The following is an 18,296-nucleotide window of genomic DNA, read 5'->3' as shown; positions in this document are numbered from 1 at the left end:
GCGCTGGACGATCCCGCCCTACGTGCCCACCACCGACCACTCAGGGTGACCAGAACTGGAGACCGCCGGAGGATACGCGACACCTCAACGTGCGGGCCCACCAGTCTCACGACCGGATGTGCGCGGGCGGCCCGCTAGGGTCACGGCGTCGGCGGCCGTTGGCCCCGGCCCCGCGGGAGGCGGCCCTGGTGGACCGCCGCGTGCGCCGTGCGCGCCAGCTCCGGCGCGTCCTGCGTGAACGTGTCGACCCGCAGAGCCCGCCCGTCGCGGAGGCGGATCACGCACGTGAAGCCCATGCCGCGCGCCTCGGCCAGCGGCCGGCCGTCGTCGCCGTGCGCCCCCACCGACGCGATGTCCTCCCACGGGATCAGCGTCGCGGTCCCCGCGACCCGGTGGGTCAGCCCCCGCTCGTGGACGTCGAAGCTCTGCTCACGCGTACGGAAGCCCTGCACGAACCGCCAGACCGCCAGGCCCAGCCCCACGAGCCCGACTCCGAGGAGCAGGCCGGCCAGTTCGGGGGCCCCGTCCGTGGTGCCGACGGAGGCGAGCACGACCGGTATCCCGAAGGCCAGTCCGGCCGCCCCGACGGCCGCCAGCACGCCGGCCTGCACCAGCCGTCTGCCGCCGTCCGTGCGGTGCTCGCGGACGAAGCCGCCCAGCTGCCGGGCAGCGTCGGTGCGTCGCATGTGATTCCCCCTGTGATCGCGGACTTAGTCGCGGACACGCCAAAGTGTGCCCGCGCCCGGCCCAGGGGCAAACAGCCGCGTCCGGCCTACTCCGCCAGCTCGGCCACGCCCGTGATCCGGTGCAGCGGGTACGTGCGGACCTCGTCCGCCGTGTGGTCGTACGCCGTCACGAAGCCGCCCTCCACACGGACCGGGGCGATCACGCGCTGGCTCGCGGTGCCCTCCGCGTTGACGTAGCCGATCCACACCGCGGAGCCCGTCATCGCGGCGGCCTGGACGGTGACCAGGGTCTCCGCCGGGGTCGTACGAGGCAGCGCGCCGGGCGGCGTGGCGGGGCCGGTGTCCTTCTGCGCGTGGACGACCGTGGCGGCGGTGTCCCCGGCCCGGATCGCCCGGACCGCCGCGCCGAGCAGGGTGGTGTCCGGCACCGGCGGGCCCTCGGGGACGGGCGTGGGCGCCGACCGGGGCGGGGTGCGGTGGGCACCGGCCCGGGTGATCAGGACGTCGCCGTCGGCGGACTCCGCGGCGGGCGCGTACCCCATCTCGCGGAGCCCTTCGAGGAGCGAGGCCGGATCGGCTCGGGCCGCCAGCACCGTCGGCGCGATCCGGCGCAGCCGCAGCGCGGCGGACCGCTTGTCGGCGAGGATCTCGTTGAGCACGGCCTCGTCGTCGCAGCGCACGTACGAGGAGGCGGCGCCGATCCGGAGGTGGCCGTGGCGCCGGGCCACGTCGTCGATGAGGTAGCTCAGCGGCTGCGGCACCGGCGTACGGCTGTGCGCGGCGAGAAAGGCGTGCAGGTCGGCGGTGGTCTGTCCGGCGTCCAGGGCCCGGCGGACCGACCCGGGCGTGAACCGGTACACCGTCGCCCCGCCCTTGGACTCGATGTCCGCGAGCGCGCCGAGCAGATCGGCGAGGGGGCGTTCCAGCGGCCCCGGCGCGACGGCGGTCAGGTCGGCCTGGAGCAGGACGTGGTCCAGGGGCTCGGGCAGCAGTGGGGCGAGCAGCCCGGCCGCCTCGGCGGGCCCGCCGGTGAGCAGGGCGCGGGTGGGCGCGGCGAGCGCGCCGCGCCCGGTGATGCCGAGGAGCTCCGACTCGTTCAGCGTCCACAGGGCGATCCGGGAGCGCAGATCCGTGGTCTCCCCGGTGGCGGCGGTCCCGCGCAGGGGCCGTTCCCAGCGGAGCCGGGCGAGCACGGTCTCGGGGTCGGGCGCGGTGCCGGCCGGCAGGGCGTCGAGCAGGGCGAGGACCCGGTGGCGTACCTCGGGCGCGGCGGAACGGTCCAGATCGGGGCCGAGCGCGGACAGGGCCCGCCCCTTGGCGTCCTGGCCGCCGACCAGCCCCGAGGTGCGGGTGGCGGTGAGCCAGGTCGTGGCGAGGGAGACCCAGCGCTCCTGGGCGGGCAGCTCCAGCCACTCGTCGTACGCGGGCGTCGGCGCGTACCGCTCGTCCGCCTCGCCGTCGGAGGCCAGCAGCCCGGCGGCGTACGCCAGCTCGACCCAGAACGCGGCGGCGGGCTCCGGGACGTCCAGCGCGGTGGCCGTCTTCCGCAGCTCCCGGACGCTGAGGCCGCCGGCGCGCAGGACGACGGGGCCGCCGCCGTTCCAGAGCTTCAGCAGCTCCTCGACGGTGGACACGGCCAGGAACGCCTGACCGGCCGCCGCGCTGTCCACAGCCTGTGGATCGCGTTCGGCGACGGCGGCCACGACCGGCGGCCGGGGCTCGGGCACCCGGTGCGCGCGTCCGGCCCGCAGATGCAGCGCGGCCTCGCGGGGCAGCACGACGGTCCGGGTCGAGACGGGCAGCAGGAGGCCCCGGTCCCGCAGCCACTTCACGGGCGGCGTCGGGTTCGGCGTCACCTCCCCGTACGGCGGCCCCCACACGAGCCGGTCCAGGACCGCCAGCGCCTCCATGGGGGCGGTGTCGAGCAGCCCGCCCATCCGGGCGCGGTCGGTGAACAGCGCGGTCAGGGCCGTCACCGCGGACACCGGGTCGTGGGTGGCGGGCAGTCCGGCGGCGGTCAGGATCTCCTGGAGCCGGCCCGGCGACATCCCGGCGGTGGCCTCGGCGACGGTCGGCCCGAGCCCGGTGGGGGAGGGGTGCTGCGGGGACGGCGACAGCAGCTCCCGCGCCGTGCGCACCAGCCGCAGCCGGTCGTCCTCGCCCCATACGAGGGCCTGCTCGCGCAAGGTGCCGAGCGCGCCGGGCAGCGCCTCGGTGATCGCGGCGCCCGCGTCGTCGCGCTGCTCGCCGTCATCCTGCCCGTCACCGGTCAGCAGGCCGAGCAGCGTCCCGTACGGCGCCGGGTCGGGCGCCACCGCCAGCGCCTCGGCGGTCTGCAGGGCGAACCGGTCGAGGTGTTCCAGGGCCCGGACGACGGACGCACGGGTGCCCGCGCGCGTGGCGAGCTGGGTGATGTCGCCCGGCACGGGGGAGAGGAGATCGGGCCGCGCCCGCAGCAGCCCGGCCAGTGACTCGTCGTCCCGGGCGCGCAGAGCCTCGGCGAGCGTCCGCGGTGGTGTGGTCGTCCCCATCCGCCCCACGGTAGTCGTTCCGGACAGCCGTGAGGGCGCTACCGTCGGTGCAGGCCGGTAGCGGGGAACCGAGGGGAAGCATCGCGTGGGGATCGAGAGCGACCAGCTGGTCTACGACTATCTGAGCCGGGTCGGCGACCTCGCCCAGCAGCAACAGCTGTCGTCGGCCGCCCGGATGCGGCTCGTGTCGGAGCTCCGGGCCGAGATCGACCGGCAGCGCACGGCCCAGGCGGCCCACACGCCGGGCCAGGTGCGCCGCATCATCGGCACGCTCGGCACCCCGGACGAACTCGTCGCGGAGGCGGGCCGGAGGGCGCCGGACGCCCCGGAAATTCCCGGACCGCGCCGCGCGCGTCACCACAGGCCCGCACCGCCGGAAGCACCGGACGAGGCGGACACGGGCGCCGTCGCGCACGCGGCCGACTTCGGCGCCGCCGGCCCGCACCGGGCGGGTACGGACGAGTTGGGCGACGGCGAGGCGGACTGGTGGCGGGACGAACCCGGCCCGTTCGGCGAGTCCGGACCGGGCGCGTTCGGCGAGTTCGGCCCCGGTACGGAGGTGCCGGGCTTCCGGGGCGGGGTGGAGATCGAGGCGCTGCTGCGCCCGCCGGAGCCGGAGGAGGACGAGGAGGAGCCGGACGAGGAGGTCTCCGACGAGGAGGCCCCGGAGGCCGCGCCCCCGGAGAAGCGCCGCCGCCGGCTGCCGAAGCTCCGCCGCAGGCCCACCGTCGCGCCGGAGGCCGCCGCCCCGCGCCGGGGCTTCGGCCACCCGGTGCTGCTGCTGGCCGCCGCCCTGCTGGTGACGGGCGCGGTGATGGGCTCGCTGCTGGCCCTGGCGGGCGGCTGGCTGCTCGCGTACAGCTCCCGCAAGCTGACGCGCGCGGAGGCGAAGTGGGCGGCGATGGGCCTGCCCGGGGCGGTCGCAGCGGCGGCCCTGGTCTGGCTGTGGGGCCGCATGGACGGCCGCTGGGGTGCTCCGATCGCGGAGGACGGCATGAAGGACGCCCTGGGCGACGTCTGGCCGGTCACGGTACGAGCGGCGGCGGTGGCCTCGGCGCTGTTCCTGCTGTGGCGGGCGAGGCGGAGGTAGGCGGCGGGGACGACCGGGCGCGGCGGCCGTTCGTCCGGCGTCCACAATGGGGGACATGACCCCCACACCCCTGACGGTCGGCTTCGACCTGGACATGACGCTCATCGACTCCCGTCCCGGCATCAAGGCCGTCTACGAGGCCCTTGTCGCCGAGACGGGCGCCGCGATCGACACCGACCTGGTCGTGAGCCGCCTGGGCCCGCCGCTGGAGGAGGAGCTGGCGAACTGGCTGCCGGCCGCCGAGGTGCCCGCCGTCGCGGACCGGTACCGGGAGATCTACCCCTCGTACGCGATCACCCCGACGCTCGCCCTGCCGGGCGCCCGGGAGGCGGTCGAGGCGATACGGGCGCGCGGCGGCCGGACGCTCGTGGTCACCGCCAAGTACGAGCCGAACGCCAAGCTGCACCTGGCCCACCTCGGCATCGAACCGGACGTGATCGTGGGCAACCTCTGGGCCGAGCGGAAGGCGGTGGCCCTGAAGGAGCACGGCGCCACGGTCTACGTCGGCGACCACATCGGCGACGTACGCGGCGCCCGGGCGGCGAACGCCGTCTCCGTGGCCGTCACGACGGGCCCGTGCGGCGCGGAGGAGCTGCGCGACGCGGGCGCGGACGTGGTCCTCACGTCCCTCACCGAACTGCCGGCCTGGCTGGACGCGTACCGCCCCTAGCTACCGCTCGCGGGACCCCGCGCGGGCCGAGCGGACCACGCCCGCCGCCGCGATCAGGAAGCCGACGCCCATCAGCATGCAGAGGGACCACGCGATCGACGGGAGCGGGTGGGTGCCGAGGAACAGGGGCGCCATGGTGGCGAGGGTGGAGAGGGCGCCGATGAGGAAGACGATCGCGCCGATCCGGACCAGCCGGTCGCCTGCGCCGGAAGATGAGGTACTCACCCCGTCAGGGTAGTTCCCGGGCACGGCGAACCGTGTCCGGGTGAAGCAGATGCCGTTTCCGGACACAGTCCGGATGACCAGGCTTGACGAGGGGTACGTCACCTGTGGAGGCTTCAGGCCCGGCAGGGGAGCACGACCACAGGACGGCCTGACCTGCTGAGGGCTTTCGTTCCGGCATACGGGTTGAGATGGGGTGCGTGCTTTGCCGACTGGCAAGGTCAAGTGGTTCAACAGCGAGAAGGGCTTCGGCTTCCTCTCCCGCGACGACGGCAGCGACGTCTTCGTGCACTCGTCCGTGCTCCCGGCCGGGGTCGACGCTCTCAAGCCCGGCCAGCGCGTCGAGTTCGGCGTGGTCGCCGGCCAGCGCGGTGACCAGGCGCTCTCCGTGACCGTCCTCGACCCGACCCCGTCCGTCGCGGCCGCCCAGCGCCGCAAGCCGGACGAGCTGGCGTCGATCGTCCAGGACCTGACGACGGTCCTGGAGAACATCACCCCGATGCTGGAACGCGGCCGTTACCCCGACAAGGCGGCGGGCGCGAAGATCGCCGGCCTGCTGAGGGCGGTCGCGGACCAGCTCGACGTGTAGCCGCCGACGCGACGCGAGGTGGGCGCCCCCGGCCGGGGGCGCCCACCTCGCGTTTCGCGCGCCAAGGCCTACTTGCCGGCCGCCTGCGTCGGCATCCCCTCGGCGGGGACCCCCTCCTCGATCACCGCGAAGGACGCGTCGATCTCGCATTCCGCCGGAGTCCTGTCGGCGGGGACCGCGCACTTCGAGGGGTCGACGGCGGGCTCGCTCGGGGCCGCCTGCCGCTCATCGGATCGTGACGTGCCGTCCGACGAGGACGAGCAGGCGGTCGAACCCAGCAGGGTGAGCAGGACAACGGCCGCGGCGGCCGCGGTGGTACGGGTACGCATGAGAAATCCCCCCACGGAATGGATGTCCTGGCATCAGGCTCGCCAGTCGGTCAACCATGCCACCGCGCACCGCGTTTGTGGCGCGGGGGATGTGAAGGGCCCGTGCGCGGCACGACCGGCGCGGGACTCGCCCGGCCCCCGGCTCTCAGGCGAACGACAGCGCGTCCGGGGCGAGCGCCGGGACCAGCCCCTCGGCCGCCGCCCGGGTCAGCAGGCCGCGGATGGCGGCGTAGCCGTCCTCGCCCAGGTCCGCGGTGAACTCGTTCACGTACAGGCCGATGTGCTGGTCCGCGACGGCCGGGTCCATCTCCTGGGCGTGCGCGAGGACGTACGGGCGGGAGGCCTCCGGGTCGTCCCAGGCCATGCGGACCGAGGTGCGGACGGACTCGGCGAGCAGCTTCAGCGTGTCCGCGCCCAGCGAGCGCTTCGCGATGATCGCCCCGAGCGGGATCGGCAGGCCGGTGGTGTCCTCCCAGTGCCGGCCCATGTCGGCCAGGCTGTGCAGGCCGTAGTTCCGGTACGTGAAGCGCGCCTCGTGGATGACCAGGCCGGCGTCCACCTTGCCGTCCCGGACCGCCGGCATGATCTCGTCGAACGGCATGACGACGATCTCGCCGACCCCGCCCGGCACCACCTCGGCCGCCCAGAGGCGGAACAGCAGGTAGGCGGTGGAGCGCTCGCTCGGTACGGCGACGGTCTTCCCGGTCAGGTCGGTGCCCGCCTCGCGGGTGAGGACGAGCGGCCCGCAGCCCCGGCCCAGCGCGCCGCCGCACGGCAGCAGCGCGTACTCCTCCAGGACCCAGGGCAGCACCGCGTACGACACCTTGAGCACGTCCAGTTCGCCGCGCTCGGCCATGCCGTTGGTCAGGTCGATGTCCGCGAAGGTGATGTCCAGCGCCGGCGCGCCGGGGACCCTGCCGTGCGCCCAGGCGTCGAAGACGAACGTGTCGTTCGGGCAGGGCGAGAAGGCGATGCGCAGCGCGTCAGCCTGCGGTGTCGTCTCGGTCATGGCGGGTCCAGCCTTCCAGTACGGGTATGAGCTTGCCGAACGCGCCGGTCAGCGCGGTCAGCGCGTCGCCGATGCGCCAGGCGTCGCGGTCGCGCGGGCCGACGGTGTTCGACACGGCCCTGATCTCCAGGGCCGGTACGCCGGCGAGGGCCGCCGCCTCCGCGACCCCGAAGCCCTCCATGGCCTCGGCGACCGCGTGCGGGTGGGCGGTCAGGAGCGCGGCGGTGCGCTCCGCCGTGCCGGTCACCGTGGAGACGGTGAGGATGCCGCCGGTGCGCGCGCCCGTCGCGGCGGCCGTCTCCCGGACCAGCGCGGGCGGCGGCGCGAACCGGTCGCGGCCGAAACCGAGCGCCGTCACCGGCAGGAAGCCGTCCGGGGTGTCCGCACCCAGGTCGGCGGCCACGATCGCGTCGGCCACGACGAGCGAGCCGACCGGGGCGGCCGGTGCGAAGCCGCCGCCGATGCCCGCCGAGACCACCAGGTCGTAGCGGTCCGAGGCGAGGGCGAAGGCGGCCGACGCCGCCGCGGCGGCCGGTCCCGCGCCGCCCGCGAGCACGTCGAGCGGGCCGGCGCGGTGGATCTCCGCGCCGCGGATCCGGTGGACCGCCGGCTCGTCCCCGTACGCACGCGTGACCGCGTCCCGTTCCACCGGGACCGCGGTCACGACAAGCACGCGCACGAAGAGGAGCCCTTCGAGGTCGGGAGAGGGTCAGTCCGTCTTCTTCAGCTCGAAGTGCCAGACGCCGAGGACGCTCGCGCCCTTCGTCTCCACCACGCTGATCTGCGTCTTGTCCGCGGTCTCGCCGGTCTGGCTGGAGAAGAAGGCGCTGCCCGAGATGGAGCGGTAGGTCTTCTTGAACGGCTCCTGCTCGGCCTGCTGGCCGTTGATGAAGAGCGTCCAGCCGTGGTCCGCGATCTCCGGGTCGACCCCGAAGTGGACCGTGTCGGACATCGAGACCTTGACGGTCTTCTCCGCCTCCTTGTTGAGGCAGGACTTGACCTCGGATTCCTTGAGGGCCTTGCCGTCGTTGTAGCAGGCGGCCTCGGTGCTCACCGAGTTGTCGCCGACCGTCACGGTGGCGAGCGGCGTCGGCTTGTCGCAGGCGGAGAGGACGAGAAGTCCCGCGGACACGGCACCAAGAGCGACGCCGATTCGACGGCCCTTACCGGAGAAGAACGCAACGGTCATGGGCCGAAGGCTATCGGTCGCTCCCGCTCACGCCACGCGGGGGTGCGGCGAGCCGCGCCGCGCGGCGCCCAGCAGCCCCCGTACGGAGGCGGAAGCACCGAGCGCGAGCAGCCCGGCGGCGACGGACATGCCCAGTACGCCGTTGAGGGGGAGGGCGATGCCGATCGCGCCGCCCACCACCCAGGCCATCTGGAGCAGGGTCTCGGAGCGGGCGAACGCGGACGTCCGCACCTCCTCCGGCACGTCGCGCTGGATCATCGCGTCCAGCGACAGCTTCGACAGGGCCTGCGTGAGGCCCGCCGTCGCGGCGAGCGCGGCGACCATGACCGTGGAGAAGAAGATGGCCGCGAGGACGGCGACGCCGAGCGCCAGGCCCAGGACCGAGGCGACGATGATCTCGGGGCCGCGCGCCCGCAGCCAGGAGCCGATCGCCGTGCCCAGCGCGTTGCCCACACCCGCCGCCACGCCGACGATCCCCAGCGAGATCGCGGCGCTCTGCCCGGCGAGCGGGTGCTCGCGCAGCAGGAACGCGAGGAAGAAGATCAGGAAGCCGGAGAGCGCGCGGTGCGCGGCGTTGGCCTGGAGGCCGTGCAGGACGGACGGGCCGACGGACCGCAGCCCCGGCCGCCGCTCACCGTTCTCCCGCCGCTTGCGCCACCGGCCGCCCTTGGCCCCGGCCTGCGTGGAGGTGGACCGCAGCGGTTCCGGGCGGGGCGTGCCCTCGCCGTGCGGCGGTACGAGCTGCGCCCTGCGTTCGCCCTTCGCGGAGTCCACCTTGGGCGGCAGCGTGAACGCCAGGATCGCGCCGCCGACGAACACCGCGCAGGCGCCGTACAGCGGCCACGGCGGGCCGATCATCTGCAGCCCCGCCCCGATCGGCGCGGCGGCCCCGGTGGCCAGCAGACCGGCCAGGGTCACCCGGGAGTTGGCCTTCACCAGCGAGAAGTTCGGTGGCAGCAGGCGCGGTACGACGGCGCTGCGCACCACTCCGTACGCCTTCGAGCAGACCAGGACGCCGAGCGCCGCCGGGTAGAGCTCCAGGCCGCCGGTGGCGACCGCGCCCGACATGGTGAGCGCCAGCAGCGCCCGCGCCAGCATGGAACCGGCCATCGCGACGCGGCGGCCGTGCGGCAGGCGGTCCAGGAGTGGTCCGATGACCGGGGCGAGCAGGATGAACGGCGCCATCGTGACGGCGAGGTACAGCGCGACCCGGCCGCGTGCCTGGTCCGTGGGTACGGAGAAGAACACGGTGGACGCGAGGGCGACGGTGATCATCACGTCGCCCGCGCCGTTCACCGCGTGCAGCTCGATCAGCTTGCCGAGGCCGCTCTCGCCGGCGCCGTGCGCGTGCGTGGCCTTCCGGATGCCCCGGGCGGTGCCGGTGAACGGGACCCTCAGGGCATGACCGATCGACCGGCCCGTCCTGCGGAAGGGGCCGGGTCCGTCGTGCGACCTGGCAGAAGCCACTTGGTCATAGTGCCCCAGGACCGGGCGATGCGAACCGGCATCACTGCGGGGCGCGGGCCGGACCGCCCCGTCGGGTCAGTGATCGGCCAGGTGGCGGGGTGCGGGGCGCCTCTCGGGGGCGGCCTGCCGACGGGCGGCGCGCGGCGCGGATACGGCGCCGTTTGGGACGGCAGGTGGGCGGGGGGCGGCGGAGAGGGTACCGTGCGTAGCGCGCCACCGGCGGTTGTTCTCGGCCGCGCGCTTCTTGGCGATCCCGCAGAATGGATTGCGGAAGGCGTGCCCGAGGTTGGCTCAACGGGTGTGGACGTCGACGCGGCCCTCAGGTCCGCTCCGTCCGCGACCGTATGGCCGAAATCGATGGTCGATGTGCTGGCGCGCTCGTGAGACTGGCGTAGGAGAGAAGCGAGACCTGTGAGTGCTGCGACGACGCGAGGCCGTACGGCCCGTACCGCCCGTACCCCTGTGCCCGACCGTTTGTGCGCCGAGGCGGTGGACCTCGCCCGCACGGCCGCCGAGGAGGCTGCCGCGCCGGGGATCGTGGGTGAGCATGTGGCGGTGGTCTCCGAGGGGGACCGGGTCGTCACGCACTACTTCGAGTGCAAGGACCCGGGGTACCGGGGCTGGCGCTGGGCGGTGACGGTCGCGCGGGCCTCCCGCGCGAAGAACGTCACGCTGGACGAGACCGTGCTGCTGCCGGGCAGTGACGCGCTCCTCGCGCCGGAGTGGGTGCCGTGGAGCGAGCGGCTGCGGCCGGGCGACATGGGTCCGGGCGACCTGCTGCCCACCGAGGCGGACGACCTGCGGCTGGAGCCCGGGTACACGGGGGCGGACGAGCCGCTGCCGAACGCGCCGGTCACCGACGAGCTGGCCGACCTCGTCGACGTGGAGGACGCGGAGCTGACGACGCGCCCGGATCCGGCCGTGCGCGGTTCGATCGCCGCGGTGGCGGACGAGCTGGGCATGCGGCGGGCGCGGGTGCTGTCCCGCTACGGGCTGCACTCGGCGGCGGACCGCTGGGACGAGGAGTTCGGCCCGAAGACACCGATGGCGCAGGCCGCGCCGGCCTCGTGCGTGTCCTGCGCGTTCCTGATGCCGCTGGCGGGCTCGCTGCGGCAGGCGTTCGGCGTGTGCGCGAACGAGTTCGGTCCGGCGGACGGGCATGTGGTGTCGCTGTCGTACGGGTGCGGGGGGCATTCGGAGGCGGCGGTGATGCCGAAGCCGCCTGCGGCGGTGCCGCATCGCTTGGACACGGTGCGGGTGGACGAGTATCCGTTGCACGAGGCGTCGTCCTCCTCCTCGGAGGACCTGGGCCACGCGTAGCCCCTCCGGGGCCGGGGGTCCCGATGACCTCGGGTGCCCCGGCGAGCCGGTTCCGTCCTCAATCGCCGGACGGGCTTGGTGTGGCTCGCCTGATCCGTCGAGCGCGGCCCGCGGCATTCCCAGCCCGTCCGGCGTTTGAGGACGGAACCTCCGGGGTGGTGGGCCCGGGGACTGCGGAATCCAGCCTGTCCGGCGACTGAGGACGGAAGCCCGCGCGCGGGGACCGGTGCGTTCGGGTGCTCGCCCGTACCCGGTAGCTTCGCGGGGTACGCGTTACCGGCAACCGGCAGAGGGAGTACGCCCATGGGCATCAACGCGACCGAGGGCGCCGACCCATTCGGCACCGCGCGGCTGCGGCGCGGCGTGCTCGACGCCTGGGGCGCGGGGCCCGCCCGGTTCCGGGAGGACGCCAACGCCGAGGAGGACCTCGCGCTCGGCGGCTACCGCGACCGCCTCGTCGTCGAGCTGGCCCAGAACGCCGCCGACGCCGCGGCCCGCGCCGGGACCCCCGGCCGCCTGAGGCTCACCCTGCACCCGGCGACGGACGGCGCCCCCGCCGTCCTCGCCGCCGCGAACACAGGCGCCCCCCTGGACGCCACCGGCGTCGAGTCGCTGTCCACGCTGCGGGCCTCCGCCAAGCGCGAGGGCCACGAGGGCGCCGTGGGCCGGTTCGGCGTCGGGTTCGCCGCCGTCCTCGCGGTCAGCGACGAGCCGGCGGTCGTCGGCCGGCACGGCGGGGTGCGCTGGTCCCTCGCGGAGGCCCGCGAACTCGCCCGGGAGGCCGCTGTCGGCAGCCCCGGCCTGGGCGACGAGCTGCGCCGCCGCGACGGCCACGTACCGCTGCTGCGCCTCCCGCTGCCCGCCGAGGGCACCGCGCCCGAGGGCTACGACACCGTCGTGGTGCTGCCGCTGCGCGACGGCACCGCCGAGGACCTGGTGGGCCGGCTGCTCGCCGCCGTGGACGACGCGCTGCTCCTCACGCTGACCGGGCTCGACGAGGTCGTCGTCGAGACCCCGGAGGGCGTACGCACCCTGCGCCGCTCCCAGCACGGCCCGTACACGCACATCGAGGACTCCGCGCACGGCACGCACCGCTGGCGGACCGCCGTCCACCACGGCCCGATCGAGCCCGCCCTGCTCGCCGACCGGCCGCTGGAGGAACGGCTGCGTCCGCACTGGTCGGTGACCTGGGCCGTCCCGGTGGACACGGAGGGCGCCCCGGTCCACCCCCGTACCGCGTCCGTCGTCCACGCGCCGACGCCCACCGACGAACCGCTCGGCCTGCCCGCGCTGCTCATCGCCTCGCTGCCGCTGGACACCACCCGCAGGCACCCCGCCCCCGGACCGCTCACCGACTTCCTGGTGGAGCGCGCGGCCGACGCGTACGCGGAACTGCTCGGCGACTGGGAGCCGGTCTCCGTCGCGACGATCTCCCTGGTCCCGGGCCCCCTCGGGCAGGGCGGGCTGGACGCCGCGCTGCGCGGCGCCATCCTGGAGCGGCTGCCGCGCGTGGCGTTCCTGGAGCCGGCCGCCCCGCGCGACCCGGCCGCCGAGCCGGAGCGCTGGGACGGCTGGGACGAGGGCGTCCGCAAGGACACCGTCGCCCTGCGGCCGGTCGAGGCCGAGGTGGTGGAGGGCGTCGGCGCGCAGACCGTCGCCGTGCTGGCCGAGGTGCTGCCGTGCCTGCTGCCCGCCGGCCTGGAGCGCCGCGTCGAGCTGCGCACGCTGGGCGTCGCCCGCGTCCCGCTGACCGAGGCGATCGACCGCCTGGCGGGTCTGGAGCGCGAACCCGCCTGGTGGCGGCGGCTCTACGACAGCCTGACCGGCGTCGACCCGGACCGGCTGTCGGGCCTCCCCGTACCGCTCGCGGGGACGGGCGCGGCGAGGGATGTCCGGGGCGCTCTGTCCCTGGGCGCCGACTGGGACGCCCCGTCCGCGGGCATCGGCCCCGACGCCCCGTCGGCCGGTGCCGGAGCGGACGGCCCGTACGGCGGCCCCGACGCCCCCTCCGCCGGCCGGGAAGCGCTCGCGCTTCCCCCGCCTCCCCGCACCACCATCGGCCCCCGCCAGGTCCTCCTCCCGCTCCCCGACGCCCTCTCCGGCCCGGTCCTCGACCGCCTCGGCCGGCTGGGTCTCAAGGTCGCGCACCCGGACGCCGCGCATCCGCTCCTGGAGAAGCTGGGCGCCCTGCCCGCCACCCCGCGCGCCGTGCTGACGACCCCGCAGGTGCGGTCCGCCGTCGCCGGGTCGCTGGACGCGGGGGAGATCTGGGACGAGGACGCGCTCGACGGGGACGAGCTGGTGGAGACCGTGCTCACCCTGGTCCGGGACGCGGCCCTGGAGCCGGGCGACGAGCCCTGGCTCGGGGCGCTCGCGCTGACCGACGAGGACGGCGAACTCGCCCCGGCCGGGGAACTCGTGCTGCCGGGCAGCGCGTTCGCCGACGTGATGCGCGAGGGCGAACTCGCCCTGTGCGACGCGGAGCTGGCCGACCGCTGGGGCGAACAGCCGCTCACCGCCTGCGGGGTGCTCGCCACCTTCGCCCTCGTCCGGGCCACCGACGTCGTGCTGGACCCGGACGAACTGGAGCCGCGCGACAGCGACTTCCCGGAGCCGGACGACGCCGGGCTGCTCGACGCCGTCGACGTGTGGTGCGAGGACATCCTCGACCGGTTCCCGGACAGCCCGGTGCCGCCGGTCGCCACGGAGCTCGTCGCCGTACGGGACCTCGACCTCGTCGACGACGACGCCTGGCCGCAGGCGCTCGCACTCCTCGCCCAACCGCCGCTGCGCGACGCGCTCACCCAGCCGGTCCGGGTGCTGCTCCCGGACGGCACCACGCAGTCCGTCCGCCCGTACACCGCGTGGTGGCTGCGCGGGCACCCGGTGCTGGACGGCCGCCGCCCCGCCGGACTGCGCGCCCACGGGAGCGACGCCCGGCTCGCGGGCCTGTACGACTCCGCCGACGCGACCGGCTTCGACGACGCCGAGGTGCTGCGCGCCCTGGGCGTACGGACCTCGGTCGACGCCCTGCTGGACGAGCCGGGCGGGGCCGCCGAACTCCTCGGCCGGCTCGCGGACGGGGACCGCCCGGTCACCGGCGTACAACTGCACGCCCTGTACACCGCGTTGTCCGCGCTCGACCCGGAACAGGTCACGCTGCCGGACGAGCTGCGTGCGGTGGTGGACGGCGAGGTGCGGGTGGCCGACGCTGCGGACGCGGTGATCGCCGACGCGCCGGACCTGCTGCCGCTCACCGAGGGGCTGCCGCTGCTGCCCGTCGCCCCGGCGCACGCGGCGGAGCTGGCCGAGCTGTTCCAGGTGCGGCGGCTCGGCGAGAGCGTCGAGGCCGGGGTCACGAGCGACGGCGAGGAGCACGAGGTGCCCGAGTCCGTCCGCGTCCTGCTGGGGCCCGCCACCCCGGCCACGTACGTCGAACACGGCGAACTGCGCGCGGGCGGCGTCGAACTGGACTGGCGCCGGACCCCGGACGGCGTGGTGCACGCCTCGACGCTGGAGGGCGTCGCGGCGGGCCTCGCCTGGGCGGCCGGCCAGTGGCCCCGCCGCTTCGAGGTCGCGGCCCTGCTGGAGGACCCCTCCCGTACGGCGGAACTGGCCCGGGACCGCTGGTTCGACTGAGACAGGGGCCCGGCCGGGCGGGTGCGGAGGTCTGTGGCAACTACACCGATTTATGCGATCTTCGCAGAATCTTCAAATCCTGCACAACCCTTCACATCCGTTGCTCGTCTGGTCTGTTGAGTCACCCCGACTCGACTGACCGATCGGCCCGAGGGGTCCGCGCGCGGACCCGGGCCCTTTCCCACGGGGAAGCACACATGCGCATGCGCACCTCCGCCGCCGTCCTCACCGGCGCCCTGGCTCTGACCGCCCTTGCCGTGCCGGCCGCCCATGCCGACGGCGGCTATGGCGACACCGGGATCACCAAGGTCACCGTCAACGGCGGCAAGAACGTGGTCGTCGGTACCAGCGAGGTCAAGAAGTTCACCGTCTCCGTGACCGCGAAGGACAACTCCGGGATCGAAGGCGCCGACATCAGCCTGCACGGTCCGGGGTTCGGCTTCATGACCGGTAAGGCCCGCTGCTCCGGCAGCACCTGCACGGCGTCGTTCACCGTCGACCCCAAGGCCGACCTCATGTACTCCAACGACTACGCCGGCACCTGGTACGTCGACGCATGGGTGGATGCCAAGGACGGCGACTACATCTGGGAGGAGAAGGCGAGCTCGTTCAAGTTCCAGCGCGCCTCCCGGCAGACCGTCAACGCCTCCCCCGAGCCGGTCAAGAAGGGCAAGACCATCACCGTCACCGGCTGGCTCTCGCGGGCCAACTGGGACGACTACAAGTACCACGGCTACACCAGCCAGTCCGTGAAGCTGCAGTTCCGCAAGAAGGGCAGCAGCACCTACACCACGGTGAAGACCGTCAAGACGAACAACAAGGGCGACGCGAAGACGACCGTGAAGGCCACGGTCGACGGCTACTGGCGCTACAGCTTCGCCGGTACGTCCACCACCCCGGCGGCCACCGCCACGGGTGACTACGTCGACGTGAAGTAGACCGGCCCGCACGGGCCGAGGGCCGCCGCTTCCCCACGTACGGGGACTACACCGGGAAGCGGCGGCTCACCAGCCGCCAGGCGTACTCCAGCACGACCGACGCCACTACCGCGATGCCCACCGCCGTCCACGGCATCTGCGTGCCCACCAGCTTCAGCGCGAAGAAGTCCTGGAGCCATGGCACCGCCAGCACCACCAGGAACGCGAGACCCATCGCGGCCACCAGGCAGATCCGCCACCAGGTGTACGGGCGGGCGATGATCGCCAGGACCCACATCGAGACCAGGAACAGCGTGAGCGTCGCCGCGCTCGTCTCCGCGTCCAGCGCCCCCGTACCGGAGTAGTGGTGCCGCGCGATCAGATACGTCACGAAGGTCGCGGCGGCGGCGATGACGCCCGAGGGCACCGCGTACCGCATCACACGGCGTACGAAGTGCGGATGGGCGCGCTCCTTGTTCGGGGCCAGCGCCAGGAAGAACGCCGGGATGCCGATCGTCAGCGTGGACAGCAGCGTCAGATGGCGGGGCAGGAACGGGTACTCGACCTGGAAGCAGACCACCAGCACGGCGAGCAGCACCGAGTACACGGTCTTCGTCAGGAACAGGGTCGCGACCCGGGTGATGTTGCCGATCACGCGGCGGCCCTCGGCGACGACGGACGGCAGGGTCGCGAAGCTGTTGTTCAGCAGCACGATCTGGGCGACCGCGCGCGTGGCCTCGGAGCCGGAGCCCATCGAGACGCCGATGTCGGCGTCCTTCAGCGCGAGGACGTCGTTGACGCCGTCGCCCGTCATCGCGACGGTGTGGCCGCGTGACTGGAGCGCGGCGACCATCTCCCGCTTCTGCTGCGGGGTGACGCGGCCGAACACCGCGTTCTCCTCCATCACCGTCGCCATCGCGTCGGTGTCCTCGGGGAGCCTGCGCGCGTCCTGGGGGTGTTCCGCGCCCTTCATCCCGAGCTTCGCGGCGACCGCGCCGACGGAGACCGCGTTGTCGCCGGAGATCACCTTCGTCGCGACCCGCTGCTCGCCGAAGTAGGCGAGGGTCTGCCCGGCGTCGGGCCGCAACCGCTGCTCCAGGACGACCAGGGCGGCCGGTTCGGCGCCCTCCGCCGCGTCCAGGGCGTCCAGCTCGCCCCGCGCGCGGGCCAGCAGCAGCACCCGCAGCCCCTGCTCGTTGAGCTGCTCCACCTCCGCGAGGGCCGGGTCGTCCTCGGCCAGCAGCACGTCGGGCGCGCCGAGCAGCCAGGCGGAGGAGGCCCCGCCGTCTTCGTCGAACGCGGCGCCGCTGTACTTGCGGGCGGAGGAGAACGGCAGCGTGCCGGTGGTCCGCCAGCCGCCGTCCCCGGGGGCCGGGTATGCGTCGATGATCGCCTGGAGGCTGGCGTTGGGCCGGGGCTCGGAGGCGCCGAAGGCCGCCAGGACGCGGCGCAGATACGGTTCGTCGGTGCCGTTCAGCGCGCGGACCTCGGTGACGTCCATGCCGCCCTCGGTGAGCGTGCCGGTCTTGTCCAGGCAGACGACGTCGACCCGGGCCAGGCCCTCGATGGCGGGCAGCTCCTGGACGAGGCACTGCTTGCGCCCCAGGCGTACGACCCCGATCGCGAAGGCGACGGAGGTCAGCAGGACCAGGCCCTCCGGGATCATCGGGACGATCCCGCCGACCGTGCGGGCGATGGAGTCCTTGAAGTTGTGCTCCTTGACCACCAGCTGGCTGATCACCAGGGCGGTCGCCGTGGGCACCATCATCCAGGTGATGTACTTCAGGATCGTCGAGATGCCGCTGCGCAGCTCGGACCGTACGAGCGTGAAGCGGGACGCCTCCTCCGCGAGCTGGGCCGCGTACGCCTCGCGCCCCACCTTCGTCGCGGTGAACGCGCCGCCGCCGGCGACGACGAAACTGCCGGACATCACCGTGTCGCCGGTCTTCTTGATGACCGGGTCGGCCTCGCCGGTGAGCAGGGACTCGTCGATCTCCAGGCCGTCGGCCTCGGCGACCGTGCCGTCGACGACGACCTTGTCCCCGGGCCCCAGCTCGACCAGGTCGCCGAGGACGATCTCGGAGGTGTGGATCCCGGCGGCCGTCCCGTCGCGCCGGACCACGGGTTTCGCCTCGCCGATGACCGCGAGGCTGTCCAGGGTCTTCTTGGCCCGCCACTCCTGCACGATGCCGATGCCGGTGTTGGCGACGATCACGAAGCCGAAGAGGCTGTCCTGGATCGGCGCGACGAACAGCATGATCACCCAGAGGACGCCGATGATCAGGTTGAACCGGGTGAAGACGTTGGCCCGGACGATCTCGGTGAGCGACCGCGAGGACCGTACCGGTACGTCGTTGACCTCGCCCCGCGCGATCCGTTCCGCCACCTCGGCCGAGGTGAGTCCGCGCCCGGCGGGCGGTTCGGGCAGCTCGACCGGGTGGACCGGGTCGAGCTCGGCCCCGGCGTCGATCGTGGCCTCCCGGCCGGAGGGACCGCTTCGCTGCTCCCCGGAGGGGTCGGATGCCCGCTGAGTCATGGTTCCGACGGTACGGGCGGAACGTCCGAGGCACCCGCCGGGAAGTACGAAGATCAGACCGGGGGAGGAGGGGAATGGTCCCGTGGTCGTACGGGACCGTGC

The 18,296-nt window shown here is 74.2% G+C and carries 15 protein-coding genes; 6 read left to right on the top strand and 9 right to left on the bottom strand.

The features are described 5' to 3' along the window. Nucleotides 1-140: 140 nt before the first annotated feature. Nucleotides 141-686, bottom strand: coding sequence for a hypothetical protein (locus EAO73_RS31620; protein WP_147974932.1), 546 nt, complete (start codon nucleotides 684-686; stop codon nucleotides 141-143). 86 nt (nucleotides 687-772) lie between these two features. After that, nucleotides 773-3,217: a helicase C-terminal domain-containing protein gene (locus EAO73_RS31615; RefSeq protein WP_147974931.1), complete on the bottom strand. Its 2,445-nt coding sequence runs from the start codon at nucleotides 3,215-3,217 to the stop codon at nucleotides 773-775. Between the two features lie 85 nt (nucleotides 3,218-3,302). Here EAO73_RS31615 and EAO73_RS31610 point away from each other — a divergent pair, with 85 nt between their 5' ends. Together EAO73_RS31610 and EAO73_RS31605 are read left to right on the top strand one after the other, a co-directional pair. After that, nucleotides 3,303-4,307, top strand: a complete 1,005-nt coding sequence (locus tag EAO73_RS31610) for a hypothetical protein (RefSeq protein WP_147974930.1) — start codon at nucleotides 3,303-3,305, stop codon at nucleotides 4,305-4,307. Nucleotides 4,308-4,362: 55 nt separating this feature from the next. Beyond that, nucleotides 4,363-4,977, top strand: coding sequence for an HAD family hydrolase (locus EAO73_RS31605; RefSeq protein ID WP_147974929.1), 615 nt, complete (start codon nucleotides 4,363-4,365; stop codon nucleotides 4,975-4,977). Here the strand turns inward: EAO73_RS31605 and EAO73_RS31600 are convergent, their stop codons facing one another. Beyond that, the gene (locus tag EAO73_RS31600) at nucleotides 4,978-5,202 is read right to left on the bottom strand and encodes a hypothetical protein (protein ID WP_147974928.1); all 225 of its coding nucleotides are present in this window, start codon (nucleotides 5,200-5,202) and stop codon (nucleotides 4,978-4,980) included. A 202-nt stretch (nucleotides 5,203-5,404) separates the two neighbouring features. Between EAO73_RS31600 and EAO73_RS37260 the strand changes: the two genes are divergently transcribed. Then, nucleotides 5,405-5,788, top strand: a complete 384-nt coding sequence (locus tag EAO73_RS37260; RefSeq protein ID WP_073964676.1) for a cold-shock protein — start codon at nucleotides 5,405-5,407, stop codon at nucleotides 5,786-5,788. Between the two features lie 68 nt (nucleotides 5,789-5,856). Here the strand turns inward: EAO73_RS37260 and EAO73_RS31590 are convergent, their stop codons facing one another. The 5 genes from EAO73_RS31590 to EAO73_RS31570 form a co-directional block, all read right to left on the bottom strand. Next, a complete protein-coding gene (locus EAO73_RS31590) occupies nucleotides 5,857-6,117 on the bottom strand; it encodes a hypothetical protein (RefSeq protein ID WP_147974927.1) in 261 nt (86 codons plus the stop codon). Nucleotides 6,118-6,262: 145 nt separating this feature from the next. After that, entirely contained in the window at nucleotides 6,263-7,126 is an 864-nt protein-coding gene (locus tag EAO73_RS31585) for a 1,4-dihydroxy-6-naphthoate synthase (protein WP_147974926.1), read from the bottom strand. Then, nucleotides 7,101-7,805, bottom strand: coding sequence for a futalosine hydrolase (locus tag EAO73_RS31580; RefSeq protein ID WP_147974925.1), 705 nt, complete (start codon nucleotides 7,803-7,805; stop codon nucleotides 7,101-7,103). The genes EAO73_RS31585 and EAO73_RS31580 overlap by 26 nt, the downstream gene beginning before the upstream one ends. 30 nt (nucleotides 7,806-7,835) lie before the next feature. Next, nucleotides 7,836-8,315, bottom strand: a complete 480-nt coding sequence (locus EAO73_RS31575) for a DUF2771 domain-containing protein (protein ID WP_147974924.1) — start codon at nucleotides 8,313-8,315, stop codon at nucleotides 7,836-7,838. A gap of 27 nt (nucleotides 8,316-8,342) precedes the next feature. Further along, complete coding sequence (locus EAO73_RS31570; protein WP_147974923.1) at nucleotides 8,343-9,782, bottom strand: MFS transporter; 1,440 nt, start codon at nucleotides 9,780-9,782, stop codon at nucleotides 8,343-8,345. Between the two features lie 411 nt (nucleotides 9,783-10,193). On the opposite strand from EAO73_RS31570, the gene EAO73_RS31565 reads away from it, so the two are divergent. The 3 genes from EAO73_RS31565 to EAO73_RS31555 all read left to right on the top strand — a co-directional run bounded on the left by EAO73_RS31565 (nucleotide 10,194) and on the right by EAO73_RS31555 (nucleotide 15,679). Beyond that, on the top strand, nucleotides 10,194-11,102 hold the full coding sequence (locus EAO73_RS31565) for a DUF3027 domain-containing protein (RefSeq protein WP_191134295.1): 909 nt from the start codon (nucleotides 10,194-10,196) through the stop codon (nucleotides 11,100-11,102). A 303-nt stretch (nucleotides 11,103-11,405) separates the two neighbouring features. Continuing rightward, on the top strand, nucleotides 11,406-14,741 hold the full coding sequence (locus EAO73_RS31560; protein WP_147974922.1) for a sacsin N-terminal ATP-binding-like domain-containing protein: 3,336 nt from the start codon (nucleotides 11,406-11,408) through the stop codon (nucleotides 14,739-14,741). A 197-nt stretch (nucleotides 14,742-14,938) separates the two neighbouring features. Continuing rightward, on the top strand, nucleotides 14,939-15,679 hold the full coding sequence (locus EAO73_RS31555) for a calcium-binding protein (RefSeq protein WP_147974921.1): 741 nt from the start codon (nucleotides 14,939-14,941) through the stop codon (nucleotides 15,677-15,679). Nucleotides 15,680-15,725: 46 nt separating this feature from the next. On the opposite strand, the gene EAO73_RS31550 is transcribed toward EAO73_RS31555, so the two are convergent. Then, complete coding sequence (locus EAO73_RS31550) at nucleotides 15,726-18,194, bottom strand: cation-translocating P-type ATPase (protein ID WP_147974920.1); 2,469 nt, start codon at nucleotides 18,192-18,194, stop codon at nucleotides 15,726-15,728. Nucleotides 18,195-18,296: the final 102 nt, after the last annotated feature.

Source organism: Streptomyces sp. col6, assembly GCF_008042035.1.
Lineage (GTDB): Bacteria > Actinomycetota > Actinomycetes > Streptomycetales > Streptomycetaceae > Streptomyces.
The sequence above is the reverse complement of the archived record's forward strand: the minus strand, read 5'-3'. Positions and strand labels throughout refer to the sequence as shown.